Raw genomic sequence first — 16,307 nt, forward strand, 5'->3', positions numbered from 1 at the left:
TGAAAGTCGCTGCACTGAAAGTGCAGGGTTTTAACCATTTTTTGGACAATAAAGCCGCTCTTGTTACCGGCCAGCGTTATCGACAGGTTATCCTGCTGGTCATGGGCCTGGCCATTCTCCCACAGATCACCCTTTTCTGCAACCATCGAAAGTGCAACCGTATCGGCATCTGAACTATCTCCGTGTACAGCAGTAATCATGAGCAGGCCGTCCTTGTTGCTCCCCCAAAGTTTACCACGCTTTGGTATTTGTATTTTGTTCACTTGTTGTTCTGCATACTTAACAAGATTGGGAAAACCAAATGCCACCAGCACATTCTTTTTTTCGGCATCACGCAGGGGGGCATATTCACTCATCGCCAAATACCTGGAATCATTCTTCAATTTCGCCCATACCCGGTAATCAGGATTGTAGGTACACCCGTCATCGATTTCCACGGGAATAAAGCCATAATAAGAAGCATCCTTACTTTTGCCGACAGGCCTAGAAAATTCAAAAATGAAGTCCGGTGATTTCAGGAACTTTTCTTCAATTTTCAATTTTTCTCCATTCGAGGCATAAGCGTCCTTCAATGCGCCCAACACGTATGGAACATCATCCCAGATATACTGGGAATAGCCCATCCCCTCCGAGTATCCACCGTGTTCGCCATAGTGTTTCTTTAAGGATTCGTTCAACAGGTTCATCTTCGTCGCTCCTCCCGTAAAAATATACTCATATAGCGACAAGCTTGCGCTTGCCTTTGCAACGATGTTATTACTAATCAAGAACGGATCAGCCAATTCAAGCCATTCATGCAAGCCGTCATAAGCTCTTTGATAGGCTAAATGCAGAAAATCTCTAAAAACGGTTTTATCCAGCCAGGCTAACAGGGACACTCGAACCATCACCTCAGATATGGCGATAAGTTTATCGTCTTTTTTATCCATCATTTCACCGGATCCATATTCCCGCCATACATTTTGCAACGAGAACTGGGCACAGCTAAAGCCATTGTCAGCCACCTCTTCCGCGGTTCCCGCCAAATCGGCAGCCTTGAAAAAAGCCTGGCATACGGAAGTATAGTTTTTGAAACTGCTTGTAAAATCAATCCATTTCTGTACCGCAATCCCGTCCGCATTTACGAACCCCAGGCAGTCCCGGAGCCCCTTGACAAACCAGCCGGAACGTTCTACGAAAGGACTTATTGTCTTAAAATAATCCTTGAATACTATTGCATTACCTGCATTATTTTTCAGGAGAAATTGCTTTTTATTCGTATCGTAATAAGCTTGTTTGTATTTTCTGGCGAACCCTTTGGGTTTTAGACCGTCAGCTCTTTGCGCAATAATGACTTCCGCCAAAAGTATGTCTAAATTATCTCTTGTCGTCCTCCATTCGCAGACTTCCTTGTCGTCACTATTTTTACATGCATCTTCCAAATTTTGAGGAACATCATTCATCCTGGAAATCAATATGTTGTAAATTTCTAAAAAGCCTGGGTCATTTCCCGGCCAAATAGAATTGAAATCCAGATGTCCTGCCGGGACGCCGATCCACTCATCCGTCTTTTCATCTTCAAACAACCGCTTAAATCCATCCTTGTCAAGACAGACCGCATCGGTCCCCATGTCCTTTAACTTCTCGTAGAAGAAGTCCGTGGCCGATTTGAAGTCTCTTACTGGTTGAGTAAAATCGCCTGCCGCATCACGACATGTCTCCGAAACAAGGTAACTAAAAGGGCCTCCTGCGCTACACGCGACGTTTTTGCCTTCACCATATAACCAGCTCCATGGAGAGAATCTAGTCGTCTTGAAGTAGGCAAAGCCATTAACGACGCTATCGACAGGAACCGTAGCCCACTTGTCATTCTCCTGGTGCATCATGACAAGGGAGTCTTTTTCCGGATTATACTTAAAATCCAGTGGCAGGGCAAAGGTTACAGGTTCGGGGTTTGCCAGTTCCGCGTTTATATCATATACATCGCCGGGACTCACATACGATTTCAGAGAATCAACTCTAAACACGCCATTAGGATTGAATTCCAATTTTTTTACCGTAGGAATTTTTCCATTAACAAAATCGTCTTTGCGGAATCTTAAGGCCACATTCCGGTTGTGATGAGTTGAATTTTCAAACGTGTAAACAGCTTCAACTGAATCCCCCATATCCTTTGCGACCAATTTGACAGGTTCTTCTTTTGGAGAATCTTTCACGGCCCACCACTTCAACCTGACTTTTCGAAATTCGGGAAAAGCCAGTTCGAAAACAACAGGAAAATCAGTTTTTAAAATCAGGGGGATATTTGCAGACCATCCGGCAACCTTACTTTGTTGCGACCTCGAATACAGGTATCCATCCAGTTCGCGACCATCCATCGGCTCCACCTGAACATAGATGCGGTTAAAGTTCCATTCAGGGAGAGACGTTATCTTGAACAGTCCAGACGGGCCCTCAAAATTGGTCATAGATTCCACGGGACCGAGATCCTTATATTTAGCCGTTTTTACGGAAAAAAGAAATTTCATTCTGTCCTTTTCGGATTGCCATGAGGAATCTTGCTTCAGCAAATTTTCCACATTCTCGCATTTGGCCTGCACCGGAGCGGAATCGACCCACCCCTGAATTTGAATTTGTTGAGTCGGTCCATAATACCTTGCTGAGACGCCATTCTCAATGCCAAAGTCAACCAGTTTATAATAGCCATTTAATCTATACGCACAATTTCTAACAACAAAACGTCCGATCAATTTGTTTGGGGAGACCGAATTGACTCCTAAGGCGACACGAGAAAAGTTCCAGTCCGAAGGCAATTTCGAAAGAGTGATTACATCCCCGTCTTGCAAGACAATAGTCGAAGGCGAATTCATTTCAACAAAATGGTCAAATGCAAAAACATTTGAAGCAGCCAGAATAAAAGCAACAAGAAGGAGCACTTTACTATTCATTTCAGAAACTAGTTTTCAGACAATGTGATCGACATGATCGGACAAAGTATTGAATAGGGAATGTCGTCAACGCGATTCACATAACACTGTTGGCTCTTGGTATTCGCCTTGTAGCTGCTTTCGTTCTTGAGCAGCTTTGCCGCCGGATTCATAAAGATTACATTCACGGATGCCCTAGTCGCATATGCCGTATGAATCAACGACATCGCAGCATTGTAGCCAGCATCGCTCGAGAGAATAAAAAAACGTATGGGTAAGACGGGTGTATTTTGGTCCAAGGGAACACTTGCAGACGAAGGCAATGCATCCTTGGAAATCAGCAAGTCCGCAACATCGAAGAAAAACATGTTTGTACCACTAGTGCCAAAATTCTGGCCAAAACTAAACCGAGAAAACGTTATCAAACAGGAATTTTGAGGATTTCCGACAATATTGCAATCGGCATTTTCAAATACTGTTTGCGAATGTGCGAACAGTACGGATAGCAGCACTAGCAGAATCGTTTTCTTCATATCATCTCCTTCTGTTATTTTTTTATAAAATAAAAAAGATTCACTTTCTTGGCAAAAAAAATTATTTTTCATGTATGGATTTTCACTGCAAGCACAGCAAAGCAAGTAAGCAGGGTGCCCACGGCGTCGCCCGCGTCATTTCCAAACGCGGCTATTGCAGTCGGAGCCAGGCGGAAAAGCTGGTTCGCGAAGGCCATGTGATTCTCCGGGGCAAGCCTGTGCGCGACCCCGAATCGCCCGCCTACGAAAATGACGAAATTCTTGTCGACGGCACCCCCGTCACCGCAAGTGAATTCGTCTATTTCGCCATGAACAAGCCGCGCGGAATCGTCACCACCGCAAGCGACGAGAAGGGGCGCAAGACCGTGATGGATTTATTCCGCGAAGAATACGCCAAAATGTTTCCCGGCAAACCCATGCCGCACATTGCGCCCGTAGGCCGCCTTGACGCCGCAAGCGAAGGCTTGCTGCTATTTACCAACGACAGCAAGTGGGCAGATTCGATGCTACAGGCGAGAGAGTCTCGCGATTCAAACATAATCCTGAGCGGCCCTTCGGCAAGTTCTCCAACCTTCTGTCATTCTGGAGCCGAAGGCGATAGAATCCATAAAGCGCAACATCTTAAAATCTACCGGGTGCAAGTCAAGGGCAAGCCCTCCGCCACCGATCTTTCTCAAATGGAAAAAGGCTTCAACGTCGCGCCCCGCGTATTCGGCGAAAAAGAAGAATTTATGCACGCCGAGCGCGCCGTACTCCACAGCGACGGAGAAAAGAACTGTTGGCTCGAAATTACTTTGTCCGAAGGCAAGAACCGCGAAATCCGCCGGATGCTCGCCCACTTGGGTTACGAGGTTCTGCGCCTCATGCGCATCCAGTTCGATAAATACACGTTAGGCAATCTAAAACCCGGCGAAATCAAAAAAATCAGCCGCTAGCCCTTAAATCAAATCTCTGTTCAAGAGTTCGCCGTGGTCAAGCACCAGGCGGCGGAAGGGGCTGTTTAGGTAAAAGTCCGGATTATGCGTTGCCATCACAACGGTCGTTCCGCGGGCGTTGATTTCCTTGAAAATCTTGAACACTTCTTCGGCATTTTTGGGGTCCAGGTTACCGGTCGGTTCGTCCGCCAAAAGCAGATACGGGTTGTGCACCATGGCGCGCGCAATCGCCACGCGCTGCTGTTCACCGCCCGAAAGCGTGTAAGGCATCGCAAAGCGCTTCTGGCTAATGCCCACGAGCGCCAAGGCATCGAACACCGCGGCATTAATCAACTTGCTCGGAGTGCCCACGATACGCAAGGCCAACGCCACATTCTCGAAAACATTACGATCCGGCAACAGCTTAAAGTCCTGGAAGATGATTCCCATCTTACGGCGCAGCGCCTGAATCTTGCTATCGGGCGTATTCTTGCTGTCATATAGACAGTCACCCGTAAACTTCACCATCACCTGGCCGCCACGTTCTTCGTCGGGGCGTTCATCCATATAGATTAACTTCAGGAGAGTCGACTTACCTGCGCCCGAATGTCCCGTCAAGAAGACGAATTCACCTTTGTGGATACGCAACGTCACATTGGAAAGAGCCTTCCAATTATCCTCGTAAGATTTCGTGACGTGGTTAAAGTGAATCATCGGTGAAAGCTACTCCGTCATGCGGATTTCGATGTGGACTTCCTCGCGCCATTTCTTCACGAGCGCCTGGAGCTTCTGATTTTCAAGATGCGTTGCCGCCATCTGTTCAATCTTGCTGTAATCTTCGTCGAGGTTCAAGTCGCGGGTCTGGCGGGAATCGTCGAGACGGAACAGGTGGTACGCACCGTCAATCAGCACGGGTTCCGAAATTTCACCCACGTTCAGATTCGCCACCGGCTCCACATAGGCAGGATCCATTTCGTTACGCTGGAACCAGCCGAGGCGTCCACCGGCAAAGTTGCTGGACTTGTCTTCGCTAAACTTCTTGGCCGCAGCGGCAAATGCTTCGCTCGTCTTAAGGTTCTTCTGCAGGGAATCCGCAAGCGCCACCACAGCAGCGGTATCCTTCGCCGTCGGAATCGTACGGAGTAAAATCTGCGCCGAACGCACGCCGTCTTCCTTACGGCCCAGCACGCGCGGAATATGCCATCCCAGTTTCGTCTTTACCGGATTAGAAGCATACTGACCGTTCTTCAGGGCATCAAGAGCACGTTCAAAGGCGGGGTCCAGCTGACCGCGCTTAAAGTAGCCAAGGTCACCGCCCTTTGCGGCAGACGTATCCTGCGAATGGGCTTTCGCCAAAAGTTCAAAGCTCATGCCCAGGTTCAGCGTATCAATCAGGGCATCGGCAATTTTACGCACCGAATCCACGATTGCAGAATCGGGTACGATCGGCAACTGGATATGGCTCAACAAGACGCAGTTGAACTGCTGCGGAATGGAATCCTTGTATTCGGCAAAGAACGCATCCACTTCCTTTTTCGTCGGGTTAATGACACCCACATGGCGCTGGCGCACGCGGGTCATTTCGATGTGTCCGCGAATCTGCTTGGCGAGCTGGTCACGGTATTGAGCCATGCTAATTCCGAGCTGGGCGCGAATGGCCTTTTCAAGTGTCGCCAAAGTCGTATTCTGGCTGGCAGCAAGCTGCGACAAGTGAGCGTTCACGCGCTGGTCCACTTCGGCATCCGTCACCACGATCGAGTCACGGTCGATTCGGCTCAACAAGACCTTTTCTTCAATCAGCTGGTCCAGCACATACTTGCGCTGATCCGCTTCCGACATCGCGTTTCCTTCGGGAGTTTCCTGATAGCGGTACAAGGCATTCAAGAATTCCGAACGCATAATCGGCTTGCCGTCCACGACGGCCGCAACGCCTTCCATCAGCACAGGTTCAGCCATCGCAAGCGAGGCCATGCATCCAAATACAAAAGCAATCCGTTTGGCAAAGGACTTCATTATTTTTCCTTTTCACTAAACACGTTCATCTGCGAGAAAATCGGGCGAGCCTTTTTCCATTCCTTTTTCAGGCGAGAAAGCACCGTTTTCTGGTGTTCCACCCAGGCTCGCGCCGCCACATCTTCGGCCACCTCGGCATAAGGCAACACATCGGCGGAATCCAGCCTCGACACGACAACCGCCATCTTGAGAGCCCCGCCACAGACCTTCATCACCGAAAGCTGACCGAGCGTGGCATCCTTGATAGAGGGAATCATGCAACTATCGGGACTTACCGTCACCGAATCAAAGGTCTCAATCTTTTTCACAAGCCAATGTTCTGCCGGCAGGGAATCATAAATAATCTTCTTGTGCCCCCTGTAATACTGATCCGCCGACTGCCAGTCCCTAAAATAAAGGATCGCCCCCTTGGCCATCGTTTGCCCGCGCAAGAACAGTTCCGGATGCGCCTGGTAAAAATCGAGCTTTTCGGCATCGCCAACCATCATGGTATCGGCAAAACTCTGCAAGAAATGGTCGACCGTCATCTTGCGTTCGGTACGGCGGATTTGCGCCTGCAAGTCCTCGTCCTTCAGCATGCCGTTCGCCACAGCTTCCTGATAAATGGTCTCTTCGTCAATCCAATGTTCCAGGAACGTCAATTTTTCACGATCAGTCCAAGAATCCCATTCCGGAGCAACGCGGCGGATTTCCGATTCACGGAGTTTCGCCTCCCCCACAGAAACAACAACAGGATCGTCCTTCGTAAACGGGACCTCGCATCCGGTCAATACGACCAGCGAACACGCGCACAAAGTCAGCAAAAAACGGGAAATAAAATTCATCGAGGCATAATTTAGAAAATTTGCAGGCCAGAGCCCAAAAAAAAGGGGACTTTAAATCCCCAAACCCTACTTTCGAACCACCTTGATTACAAGACCGAACGACTTGGTGTTGAGCGGGACATCGTCAGCAGGCATATTTTTGCCCCTGTATTCGTCGCCTTCCTCGTTGTTAAACGAAAGGACCGTCTTGAACGCAATTCCCACGAAGAAGTGTTCCGTAAACCCCCAAAGGTAACCCAGCTCAAAGCGGAAAGTCATTTCCCAGTCTTCGTACTACAAGTATGCCCCTGCGCGAAATCCCACATTGTAGTCCATCCCTCAAACTTCACAATATTGTAATGAAGGTTCTCATCATAGACCATCTCGTCTTTTTCCAGGTCGTGGTAATGTTTCATCAATCCACGACTCCGCTAATCTTAAGCACGGCGAAATTCACGAACTTGCCACAGAAAGTATCTTCGGGCGACAGAAACCTCTCCAACTTGAAAGACTTGTTCAATGGTTTTTCGCGTTCGTTGACTTCCCTAAAATAGTACGACAACGACTCGACTGAATCCACTTCCGCCCCATAAGACGGCAGCTCAATTGCACGTCCATTGCAATATCGACACCGGTCGGTTTTACAGCAAACAAATTAATGGATTTCGGTGATTACACCCACAAGTCCGGAGCGCAGCTCATACCACACAGGCATAGCGCAAACGCCAACAAAAGCCCCAAAAAGGGAAAACGAACCCACATCACTAACATACAAATAAAATAAACAAAGTCAAAAATGGAGTCAAGTTAAAAAAAATTCAATCAACTCCGCGCAGCCAACTACAACAGCCTACAACCGCCCAAATCGGCCCTTGAGTTTGGCGAGGGCATCGTCTTCGATCACCTCTTCGGAATCGTCGCCTTTTCGCTTGAATTTGAGGATTTCGAAATCTTCGAGCATGGCGCAGGCCTGTAGGTAAAGTTCCGGGAATTCGGCTTCGTCAGCAGAGAGCCGTTCCATTTTCGAAAGAAGGTCGCGCGCCTTTTTCAGCTCATGCTCCTTCATAAATCGCGCCTTGAGGAAGGGGCGGAACTTTTCGCGGAGCGTGCGCACCGATAGTTCGGGTTTTAAGGGAGCCTTGTCTCGGAGCAGGTTCGGTGCGCCCGGAATCATCTCGCCCAGAACGCATAGCCGTTCGAACAGGGTCGTCTCCTTATCGGAGGTATAGAGGACTATGATTTTACCGATGGATTTGTGGTTCGCCGTAATGACACCGAGGGCATCGCGGGCGTGGTCGCCGCCTTGGCGCATGGCGACCGAAAATTCGCGGAGAATGTCCCAGAAGGTCACGAACGATTCGGCGCCAAGCAGGGCCGACTCGTAAGTTGCCCGCACCAGGGCGAGACGCACCTCGTCATCTTCGCTGCGCGAAGACACCGCCAAATTCTTGAAATCGTTGATTTTCTTGCCGCGGGAGAATTCCAGGCCGGTGAATCGCACGCAGCGGTTCGCATCCAAATTGTCAGCAGCAAGGGACTTTAACACCCAGGCCTTGAGGGCCGTCTTGAAACCGTCGGCATAAAGTCCGCCGGTCTCAAGCAGGTTCAGGCAATCGGTAACGAGCGTATCGGGCTTGGCCGGAACTTCAACGCGCTTGCGGAACGCCTGCCAGAAAGAAGATTCCGCCGGAGTCATGAGGGCCGATTCGCCGAGGCACCAGCCAAAACGCATTTCATCCAAAGCAAAGTCGATACCGAATGTCACCACCACAGGGCGAACCGCTGCAAACAGGTTAAAGCTTCCCCATTCCGGCGAAAGTTCAAACGAAAATTTAGGAGAAGTGTATGGATCCCCTCCCTCGCTACGTTCAGTCGAGGAAGACTTTTGGGCCTTGAACACCTTTATGTGAAGGCGCAAGTGATTTTCCTTTTCGGGAGTCACCGTCGGGATGTCGCAATCCAGCTGCTTCATACCCGCAAAGACTTCGTACAGGAGCAGGAGCGGCGATTTGTGCGGATTCGCCTTGAGTTTGTCGCAAAAAGCATCGTCGATAAAAGTGCGGCGGTTTTCCAACTGTTTCTTGGCGGCCTTCGGCATTTCGCGGATAATCGATTCCGCCATCCATTCGCGCCACTGGTGAATCGAAAGCGCGAGTTTCGCGGGCGTGAGCTGCGGGAGCAAATCATAAGGCAGTTCCAGCGTAATACCGTCGTATTCCTTGGTGGCGTCAAAGACCATCTCGCCCACCACCATGCGGCTGGAACCGTCGAGACCTTCAATGCGGAACTGTTCTATAGAACCGCCAAGAGTGGGCTCGAGGTCGGCGCGTTGCGCCTTTGAGGTATGGGGTTTGAGGTTCGAATCTCGGGTCAAAAAATCGCCCAATGTATTTCGACCTCTCTCGTCTCTCGTCTGTAGGGCTGCGCCCGTTCTCGCGTCTAACTGCTCCAGCCAAAAATTGGCATCAAATTTCAGGAACTGGTCGGTATGTTCCTTGATGTAATCCTTGAGCGTCTTGATGGAATTGACGCTGTGAGCGATGCGCACGTAGTAATCCACCAGGGCGTCTTCGCTGGGAGCAAGCCCGAACTGGCGTTTGCGAGCCTCCAAGGCATGCAAGTCTTCGACAACGCGCTCGTTGTGGGTCATGAAGGCGAAGGGGCGCGCCATTTGCCCAAGCACCACCGCCTCGCGCCAGAAAATTTCGGCACATTCGTCGGGATTTACGCGGGCGTAATCCACCCGGTGACCGCGACTGATCACAAGCCCCCTGAAGCTCACTTCTTCCACCGCTTCTACAAAGCCGCGCTCCTGGTTCCACATGGGCGAATACCAGCGGCGGGTGCAGAAGGGTTCCGCCACCTGCATAATCCATTCGGGCTTGATTTCGGCACCCTTGTTCAAGAAGATGCGGCTCGTTTCGCGGACTTCGGCGCTAAAGAGCCATTCCACACTCTTGCCGTACAAATCGCTACCGGGGAATACATGCGTTTCGCGGCCGCTCACCAGTCGGTAACAACCGTTTTCGATATCGCGGCGGGCAATGCCTCCGAGGAAACCCGAAAGAAGCGCGATGTGCAAATTATCGGCATGGAAACTATCCAGCGGGCAGACGCGGTTTTCGCATTTCACGTCGAGAATGCGGCCGAATTGTTCGTAGAGGTCAATCCATTCACGGCAACGCAAAAAATGGAAGCTGAACTTGTCGCAGAATTTGCGCAACTTGTTCCAGGATTTTCCGTCCCATTCGGCGCAGAAGGCATTCCACATGCAAATGTAGGTGAGAAAGTCGCTCTTGTGCCCCGCAAACTTGCGATGCAGCTGGCGGATACGGGTGCGCTCCGGCTCCTCGCCGGGGACCACTCGCGGCTCCTGAATCGAGAGTGCCGAGCAGACAATTAACGCGGGTTGTAGCACTCCCGATTCGCGCGCCCGCAAAAGCACCGCCGAAAGCGCCACGTCCATCGGGAGCCGCGTCATTTCGCGGCCAAGCTTCGTCACATGGCCACTGGAATTATCCGCAGTCAACGCGCCGAGTTCAAAAAGCGTCTTGTACGCGCCGCGGAACGCCGAATGCGGCGGCGATTGCAGGAACGGGAAGTTTTCCAGCTCCAGCCCGAGGCTTCGCAGCTGCAGAACCACGTTCGCGAGATTACTGCGCCGGATTTCCGGCTCCGTAAACTCGTCTCTCTTCTCGAAATCTTCGGGCGAATAAAGTCGAATGCACACGCCGGGCTTAACACGCCCCGCGCGCCCTGTGCGCTGCCGCGCAGACGCTTTTGAAATTTCTTCGACCGGGAGCCCCTGGATACGCGACTGCGCATTGTACCGCGAAATGCGGGCCATGCCCGTATCCACCACGTAGGCAATTCCCGGTATCGTTAAGGAGGTTTCGGCAATATTTGTCGCAAGCACCACGCGGGTTTTGCCCGTATGCTTAAAGATGCGGCGCTGTTCGTCCGGACTCATGCGCCCGTAAAGCGGCAAAATATCGAAACTCGCCGAATCCAGCTCGTGGGCAAGCTCCCCCGCTAAATCTTGAATATCGCGTTCCGTCGGCAAAAAACACAGCAAATGGTCGCGATGGCGCGTTTCCAAATCTAAAATCGCATCCCGCGCTTCATCTAATAATCCCGAGTCTCCTTTCCCACTAACATCTCGTAATTCCGAATTCTGAATCCCGAATTCCGAATTAAAATAATACTCCACATCGACCGGGTACGTTCTTCCCTCGGCTTCGAGCACGCAACTGTTGTCGTAAAATTCCTCAAAAAGCTTTGCATCCAGCGTCGCGGAGGCCACAATCAGCTTGAACTCGGGGCGAGCCTGTAAAACCGTCTTGAAAATGCCAAGCAGAATATCGATATTCAACGAACGCTCGTGCGCTTCGTCAATCACAATCGCCGAATACTGGCGGAACAGCCTGTCGCGGCGGAATTCCTGCAACAAAATACCGTCGGTCATCACCTTGATGGGTGCATCACTCTGGCCCTGTTCCCAAAAGCGAATCTTGGTGCTGACGAACGTTTCGTCCTTGAGTTCTTCGCGCAGGCGATCGGCAATAGAGATTGCCGCCAATCGCCTCGGCTCCGTCACACCGATTTTAAAGGGGTTCTGAGGACGCGCTTCGCGCTCTGAGGTATGGGCTCGGGCTTCGCCCTTTGAGGAATACCACTCTAGCAAAAACTTCGGCAACTGCGTCGACTTGCCCGAACCGGTGTCTGCCTTGACAATCACCACCTGATGCTTTTCGAGCAACTCAAAAAATTCTTCCCGATGTTCAACAACAGGAAGTTCCGGGTATTCGATTTTCAGCGAAGACAAATCCATCAGAAGCTACACCGACTTGACGAGTTTCGCGCAATAAATAGGGCCCCTGCCCTCGGAACGGTCCGGCAGGATATGCACACCAAATTCCGTGCGGTCTGCACCGGGCAGCAAGTTTTCAATCTCGACCATCCGCATCGACGGTCTTTTTTTCAAGATTTTTTTCACCACGTCGTCATTTTCCATCGGCGACAGGGCGCAAGTTCCATAGACAACCGTTCCCCCCGGTTTCAGCGCATCGACCGCCGAAGCAAGGAGCGCCCCCTGCTCCACCGATAGCCTTTTGACTCGCTTGGCTGACCACACCTCCAAATGCGCTGGGGAATTCAATACATGACGATCCGAAGAACAAGGCGCATCCAGCAGAATCTTATCAAAGCATTCTTTCTTGTGGAGTCCAAACTTCATGCCGTCGTAGCCAGTCACCTTGATGATGCCGCGCCACGCTTCCGGCAGGGAATTTTCGATTACATGCTGCAACCGAAGCCTTCTATCGGGCGACCGGTCATTACTCTGCAAGGAACCTTCCCCTTTTAAAAGGGATGCGATTACCAGGGTCTTTCCACCAGGGGCCGCACACATATCGAGTACGTCATCTCCCGGTTGCACATCCAGGGCCTTCGCCGCAAAAACCGAAGCTTCATCCAAATAATACGGCTCAAGACCTTCGCCAAAACGCAATTCCGTCGCACAACCATCCCCCTTCAAGGATTCCAGCAAGGCCGGCCAGCGTTCACCAAAAAGATTCTCGTAGTAGTCGAAAAATTCCATAGCGCAAATATAGTAGACTGTTGCTAGGAGCAATCATCCTGGAAGGAGTGTCTTAAAAAAAACTCTCTGCTCAGGGGTATGAGCAAAGAGTCTTCGTTGAGCTACCAGGATTCGAACCTAGACAAACAGAGTCAGAATCTGTTGTGCTACCATTACACCATAGCTCAGTGCGCCACCAAAGTTAGTAAATAAAAATCAGTTCGGCAAGGGGTTATTTGAAAATATTTTGACTTGGCGGCGTATAAGTCATCCATTGCTGCTGCTGGACACCCCCTTCAGGAAGCGTAACGGCCGTAAAAGTCACGTAAAACAGCATCGGAACCTCCGATTTACGCAGCTTATTCATCACCTTGGGATCACCCGAATAGAGAACCAGCTGCTGGTCTCCCGACGGAAGTCCATCCAGCATGAGCATATAGCAGGTCACATCGCGCACGAAATGCGAGGTGCCCTTGATACCCACCACCACGCTATTGACCATGCAGTTGTTCGACTGCGTCGTATCTTCACGGTCAACGACAAGGCTCACGCCACTCACCAGCGAAGAAGCCTTCGTGAGGGATGTTTTTCCGATATTCAAGGTATCCGTCAGCCCTTCAATTTCCTTTTTGGTCAAGTAACGGGAAATTCCGACCTGAGCCACCTTTTCGTCCTGAACCCTGCGGAATTCAAACCTGAAAGAGTCACCGGGCAACGAATCCGGGACAGGCAACCACCAGCGACCGAGACTGTCCGTCGTCGTCTGCGCCACAAATTCCAAGGAATCGCCTTCAACGAATTCAAATCCGTAGATGTCGCGAATAGTCATCACCTCGACATTGGCACACGGGTCCCCGTTCTTGCAGAGCACCGTTCCTGAAATTCTCGCAACATTCTTCGTTTCCTTTTCCGATTCCTTGATTAAAGTATCCGCCTTGGCTGTCATACTCCACACGACAGGGCCAGGGCTCACGGTATCGCCTTCGTACATGCGGTTCAAGCTCAAGCTACGGTAGATCAGGCTATCCGCAAAACCCAGCGAACGCATACGGGCAACCATCAGGGAATCTCCCGGGAAAATTTCAAGTTCCCAGTTACCGGCAGGAACCAACATATAGAAGCTATCGGCAGCAAAGACGTCATTGCAGAACGGCGTTCCCGAAAGGCAGGTCACAAAGTGCCCTCCCACAGAAACGGCTGAGTCTTCGACCTCTTCAAAATAAAGCACGCTGTTCACGACAGCCGCCTTCGCAAGCTGAATACTGTCAAAAGCCTTCGCCTTCAAGGTCGTACGCGGCAAGAAGAACACTTCCACTGCTGAAGTATCAATTACGGCAAGTTGGAAGGTATCCGCAATCACCGAATCAAAGGCGTACACGCCATCGGAATCCGTGACGACTTCAATCTGTTCCGGAACATGCAGGACACTATCGAAAACGGCCATACGAGCCATACGGACAACGGCTTCGGACGCAGGCGATCCATCGACACGACGAACGACACCGGCCACCACATCGGCCTCGGCAACCGTATTGCCCGTATCTGTTACCGTTCCGGCAGTCTTGTCGTTGCTGCAAGCGGTAAAGGCAAAAGCAACCGTTGCAGCCAAGGTCAAAAATGCAAATTTCAAGTTTTTCATTTTTCCTCCTCAGTTTCCGGCGGCAAATCCACCTTTTCCTTGCTCAACGGGAAAAACTGAATATTCATCTGGCAAACCATTGTCTCGCCCTCGTCGGAGCGGATGATATCGACCACTTCCTTGCGGAACAGGTCTATTTTGCTGATGATGCGTTCCAGTCCCTCGGCAGAAACGCTCATCGTCATACAAGATACATTTCTGCGTTCGGTGCTGTAGTGGTCCAGGGCGTCTTTACCCAGATCCATCATCTGTTTCTGGAACTGATGAACGAAAAGCGACGAAATTTCGGAGCCGCTGAAGATGGCCTTGTTTACCGAGCGGTAAAAGCCCTTTTCATCCAGTTCGATCAGCTGCATCGACAGGAGCAGTTGGATTGCCTGCTTTGCCTGCGGAAGCGTGATGCGCGGGTTCAGGAACAGCGCCAGTTCCTGGATATTTTTAGGACCCACATCGAGAACGGACAACGCCTCGCGGACCGCCACATAATACCACTTACTATAATATTCCTGCTGGCTCTTGGTAAGCGACTTGATCGCGCTCGGGAGGAGCGCCGACATCTGCTCAAAGATAGCCTGCTTCGACGCCGGCGTAGTCGCGTGCGTGAAGTCCACCATCAGCGTAAAGTAACGGCCTTCCTTTTCGTTCAGGCCTAAAGCCGCGATAAACTTGGGCAACATCTGGGGCGTAAGCGACTTGCGCCCGCGGACCAGGTCCAAATAGAATCCCGACGAGGAATACCCCGCCTTCTTGGCGAAGGACCTGTAAGAAAAGTAACGTTGCACGGACTTACGGTAATCATAATAATCCTGCAAATACTTTCGGTAGTTGTAGTAAGCGTATACGTTCATCACTTATAAATATAATTTTTTCTTGATTTTTTGGGAACAGCTTTTTTATTACATCGGGGCAAAATTGCGTAAATTTCCGTAAATAGAACAATCTGCGAACACTTTTAATTCTCGAAGTGATACGCTTCGTCATTTTTTTAGATATATTCAAGGAACACCCAATCCCATCCTATGGACTTTCGTTTGGAAACAGGCGAAAGTCCTTTTTTTCTAAATTTAGACGCAAATGGAAAAAACAAAGCATTTTCTCAGGAACACCCTATTTCGGCTTTTGCGCTTTGCAGGGATTCTTTTAGTCATCTACGTCAGCATGGTTTTCTACCTTGCACTCACCGAACGCAGGAACGCTTTTCCACGCGCCATCTACCATAAAGAAGCGAACGAGGCCATCCAGGGTAAGGCAAGACCGCTCACCTGCGCCCTCGAAGACGGTGTCGCGCTGAACGGTTTCAGCATGGGAAACGAGAACGACCCCGTCCTGCTCTACTATCCCGAAGCGGACGAAGACGCGGCGCAGTTCCTGGCACAGGTGGAATCACTTCCCGGAATCCACATCGTCACTTTCAACTACCGGGGCTCCGCCCAGAACAAGGGAACCCCCTCCGAAGAAAATTTCGAAAGCGACGCCAAGCAGATTTTCGAATGTGCCACCCAAGTCAACGGGAAAGCCCCGCAATACCTTGCCGGGCGCGGAATGGGTGCCATATCAGCCATCAACCAGTCGAACGGACATCAGGACGTCATCCTGATTGATCCCATTTTGGATATCGCCGACGCCATCGCTCAAAAATACAAGGCGCTCTACCCCAAGTTCCTTATCCGCACCCAATTCAAGGCAGATCCAGACAAATTATCGAGACCCACCGCATATCTGTCCGTAATTTACGACAAGAAGGCTGTAGAGCAACAGGCTAAGGCTTCTGTGACCGCCATCACACACAAGAAGGAATATTTCCGAAACGGCCAAACTCTCGCCTCGATTCTCTTGCAAGTTATAAGTAAGAATTTATCACCATAAACGCAAACAAATTCACCCCCAACAACATTACTTTACTTACAAAACCCTTATTTTT

Annotated in this window: 13 protein-coding genes and 1 tRNA gene; 2 read left to right on the forward strand and 12 right to left on the reverse strand. The window is 50.5% G+C overall.

All coding sequences use genetic code 11. The features are described from left to right. Positions 1–2,927: hypothetical protein (locus tag Q0P86_RS12035; protein ID WP_295039730.1), on the reverse strand; the 2,927-nt coding region annotated here is incomplete at its 3' end. Positions 2,928–2,935: 8 nt separating this feature from the next. After that, positions 2,936–3,274, reverse strand: coding sequence for a hypothetical protein (locus Q0P86_RS12040; RefSeq protein ID WP_295039731.1), 339 nt, complete (start codon positions 3,272–3,274; stop codon positions 2,936–2,938). Between the two features lie 239 nt (positions 3,275–3,513). On the opposite strand from Q0P86_RS12040, the gene Q0P86_RS12045 reads away from it, so the two are divergent. After that, on the forward strand, positions 3,514–4,374 hold the full coding sequence (locus Q0P86_RS12045; protein WP_295039732.1) for a pseudouridine synthase: 861 nt from the start codon (positions 3,514–3,516) through the stop codon (positions 4,372–4,374). Between the two features lie 3 nt (positions 4,375–4,377). On the opposite strand, the gene ftsE is transcribed toward Q0P86_RS12045, so the two are convergent. From ftsE to Q0P86_RS12095, 10 genes are all read right to left on the reverse strand, one after another. Continuing rightward, positions 4,378–5,067, reverse strand: coding sequence for a cell division ATP-binding protein FtsE (ftsE, locus tag Q0P86_RS12050; protein ID WP_072799511.1), 690 nt, complete (start codon positions 5,065–5,067; stop codon positions 4,378–4,380). A gap of 9 nt (positions 5,068–5,076) precedes the next feature. Next, on the reverse strand, positions 5,077–6,366 hold the full coding sequence (locus tag Q0P86_RS12055; RefSeq protein WP_291024724.1) for a peptidylprolyl isomerase: 1,290 nt from the start codon (positions 6,364–6,366) through the stop codon (positions 5,077–5,079). After that, the gene (locus tag Q0P86_RS12060) at positions 6,366–7,190 is read right to left on the reverse strand and encodes a hypothetical protein (protein ID WP_294112923.1); all 825 of its coding nucleotides are present in this window, start codon (positions 7,188–7,190) and stop codon (positions 6,366–6,368) included. Before Q0P86_RS12060 ends, Q0P86_RS12055 begins: the two co-directional genes overlap by 1 nt. A gap of 66 nt (positions 7,191–7,256) precedes the next feature. Next, complete coding sequence (locus tag Q0P86_RS12065; RefSeq protein ID WP_294112921.1) at positions 7,257–7,448, reverse strand: hypothetical protein; 192 nt, start codon at positions 7,446–7,448, stop codon at positions 7,257–7,259. Positions 7,449–7,584: 136 nt separating this feature from the next. Next, positions 7,585–7,749, reverse strand: coding sequence for a hypothetical protein (locus Q0P86_RS12070; protein ID WP_290992382.1), 165 nt, complete (start codon positions 7,747–7,749; stop codon positions 7,585–7,587). A 270-nt stretch (positions 7,750–8,019) separates the two neighbouring features. Next, a complete protein-coding gene (gene hrpA / locus Q0P86_RS12075) occupies positions 8,020–12,000 on the reverse strand; it encodes an ATP-dependent RNA helicase HrpA (RefSeq protein WP_295039733.1) in 3,981 nt (1,326 codons plus the stop codon). Between the two features lie 6 nt (positions 12,001–12,006). Next, positions 12,007–12,768 carry an RsmB/NOP family class I SAM-dependent RNA methyltransferase gene (locus Q0P86_RS12080; protein WP_072977356.1) on the reverse strand — a complete coding sequence of 254 codons (762 nt, stop codon included), beginning with the start codon at positions 12,766–12,768 and terminating at the stop codon, positions 12,007–12,009. 96 nt (positions 12,769–12,864) lie between these two features. Further along, a tRNA-Gln gene (locus tag Q0P86_RS12085) sits at positions 12,865–12,935 on the reverse strand. 44 nt (positions 12,936–12,979) lie between these two features. Continuing rightward, positions 12,980–14,386, reverse strand: a complete 1,407-nt coding sequence (locus Q0P86_RS12090; protein ID WP_294112914.1) for a carboxypeptidase regulatory-like domain-containing protein — start codon at positions 14,384–14,386, stop codon at positions 12,980–12,982. Then, positions 14,383–15,234 carry a TIGR02147 family protein gene (locus Q0P86_RS12095; protein WP_290992375.1) on the reverse strand — a complete coding sequence of 284 codons (852 nt, stop codon included), beginning with the start codon at positions 15,232–15,234 and terminating at the stop codon, positions 14,383–14,385. The genes Q0P86_RS12090 and Q0P86_RS12095 overlap by 4 nt, the downstream gene beginning before the upstream one ends. A 226-nt stretch (positions 15,235–15,460) precedes the next feature. Between Q0P86_RS12095 and Q0P86_RS12100 the strand changes: the two genes are divergently transcribed. Next, on the forward strand, positions 15,461–16,252 hold the full coding sequence (locus Q0P86_RS12100; protein WP_295039735.1) for an alpha/beta hydrolase: 792 nt from the start codon (positions 15,461–15,463) through the stop codon (positions 16,250–16,252). Positions 16,253–16,307 lie beyond the last annotated feature (55 nt).

The sequence above is a fragment of the uncultured Fibrobacter sp. genome (assembly GCF_946062555.1).
Classification (GTDB): domain Bacteria; phylum Fibrobacterota; class Fibrobacteria; order Fibrobacterales; family Fibrobacteraceae; genus Fibrobacter.

Bases quoted from the DNA above. Each gene is read 5' to 3' on its own strand.
- Q0P86_RS12040 (WP_295039731.1), bottom strand. From the start codon at position 3,274: ATGTTTTTCTTCGATGTTGCGGACTTGCTGATTTCCAAGGATGCATTG.
- Q0P86_RS12100 (WP_295039735.1), top strand. From the start codon at position 15,461: ATGGAAAAAACAAAGCATTTTCTCAGGAACACCCTATTTCGGCTTTTG.
- Q0P86_RS12095 (WP_290992375.1), bottom strand. From the start codon at position 15,234: ATGAACGTATACGCTTACTACAACTACCGAAAGTATTTGCAGGATTAT.
- Q0P86_RS12090 (WP_294112914.1), bottom strand. From the start codon at position 14,386: ATGAAAAACTTGAAATTTGCATTTTTGACCTTGGCTGCAACGGTTGCT.
- Q0P86_RS12045 (WP_295039732.1), top strand. From the start codon at position 3,514: ATGGATTTTCACTGCAAGCACAGCAAAGCAAGTAAGCAGGGTGCCCAC.
- ftsE (WP_072799511.1), bottom strand. From the start codon at position 5,067: ATGATTCACTTTAACCACGTCACGAAATCTTACGAGGATAATTGGAAG.
- Q0P86_RS12065 (WP_294112921.1), bottom strand. From the start codon at position 7,448: ATGACTTTCCGCTTTGAGCTGGGTTACCTTTGGGGGTTTACGGAACAC.
- Q0P86_RS12080 (WP_072977356.1), bottom strand. From the start codon at position 12,768: ATGGAATTTTTCGACTACTACGAGAATCTTTTTGGTGAACGCTGGCCG.
- Q0P86_RS12060 (WP_294112923.1), bottom strand. From the start codon at position 7,190: ATGAATTTTATTTCCCGTTTTTTGCTGACTTTGTGCGCGTGTTCGCTG.
- hrpA (WP_295039733.1), bottom strand. From the start codon at position 12,000: ATGGATTTGTCTTCGCTGAAAATCGAATACCCGGAACTTCCTGTTGTT.
- Q0P86_RS12055 (WP_291024724.1), bottom strand. From the start codon at position 6,366: ATGAAGTCCTTTGCCAAACGGATTGCTTTTGTATTTGGATGCATGGCC.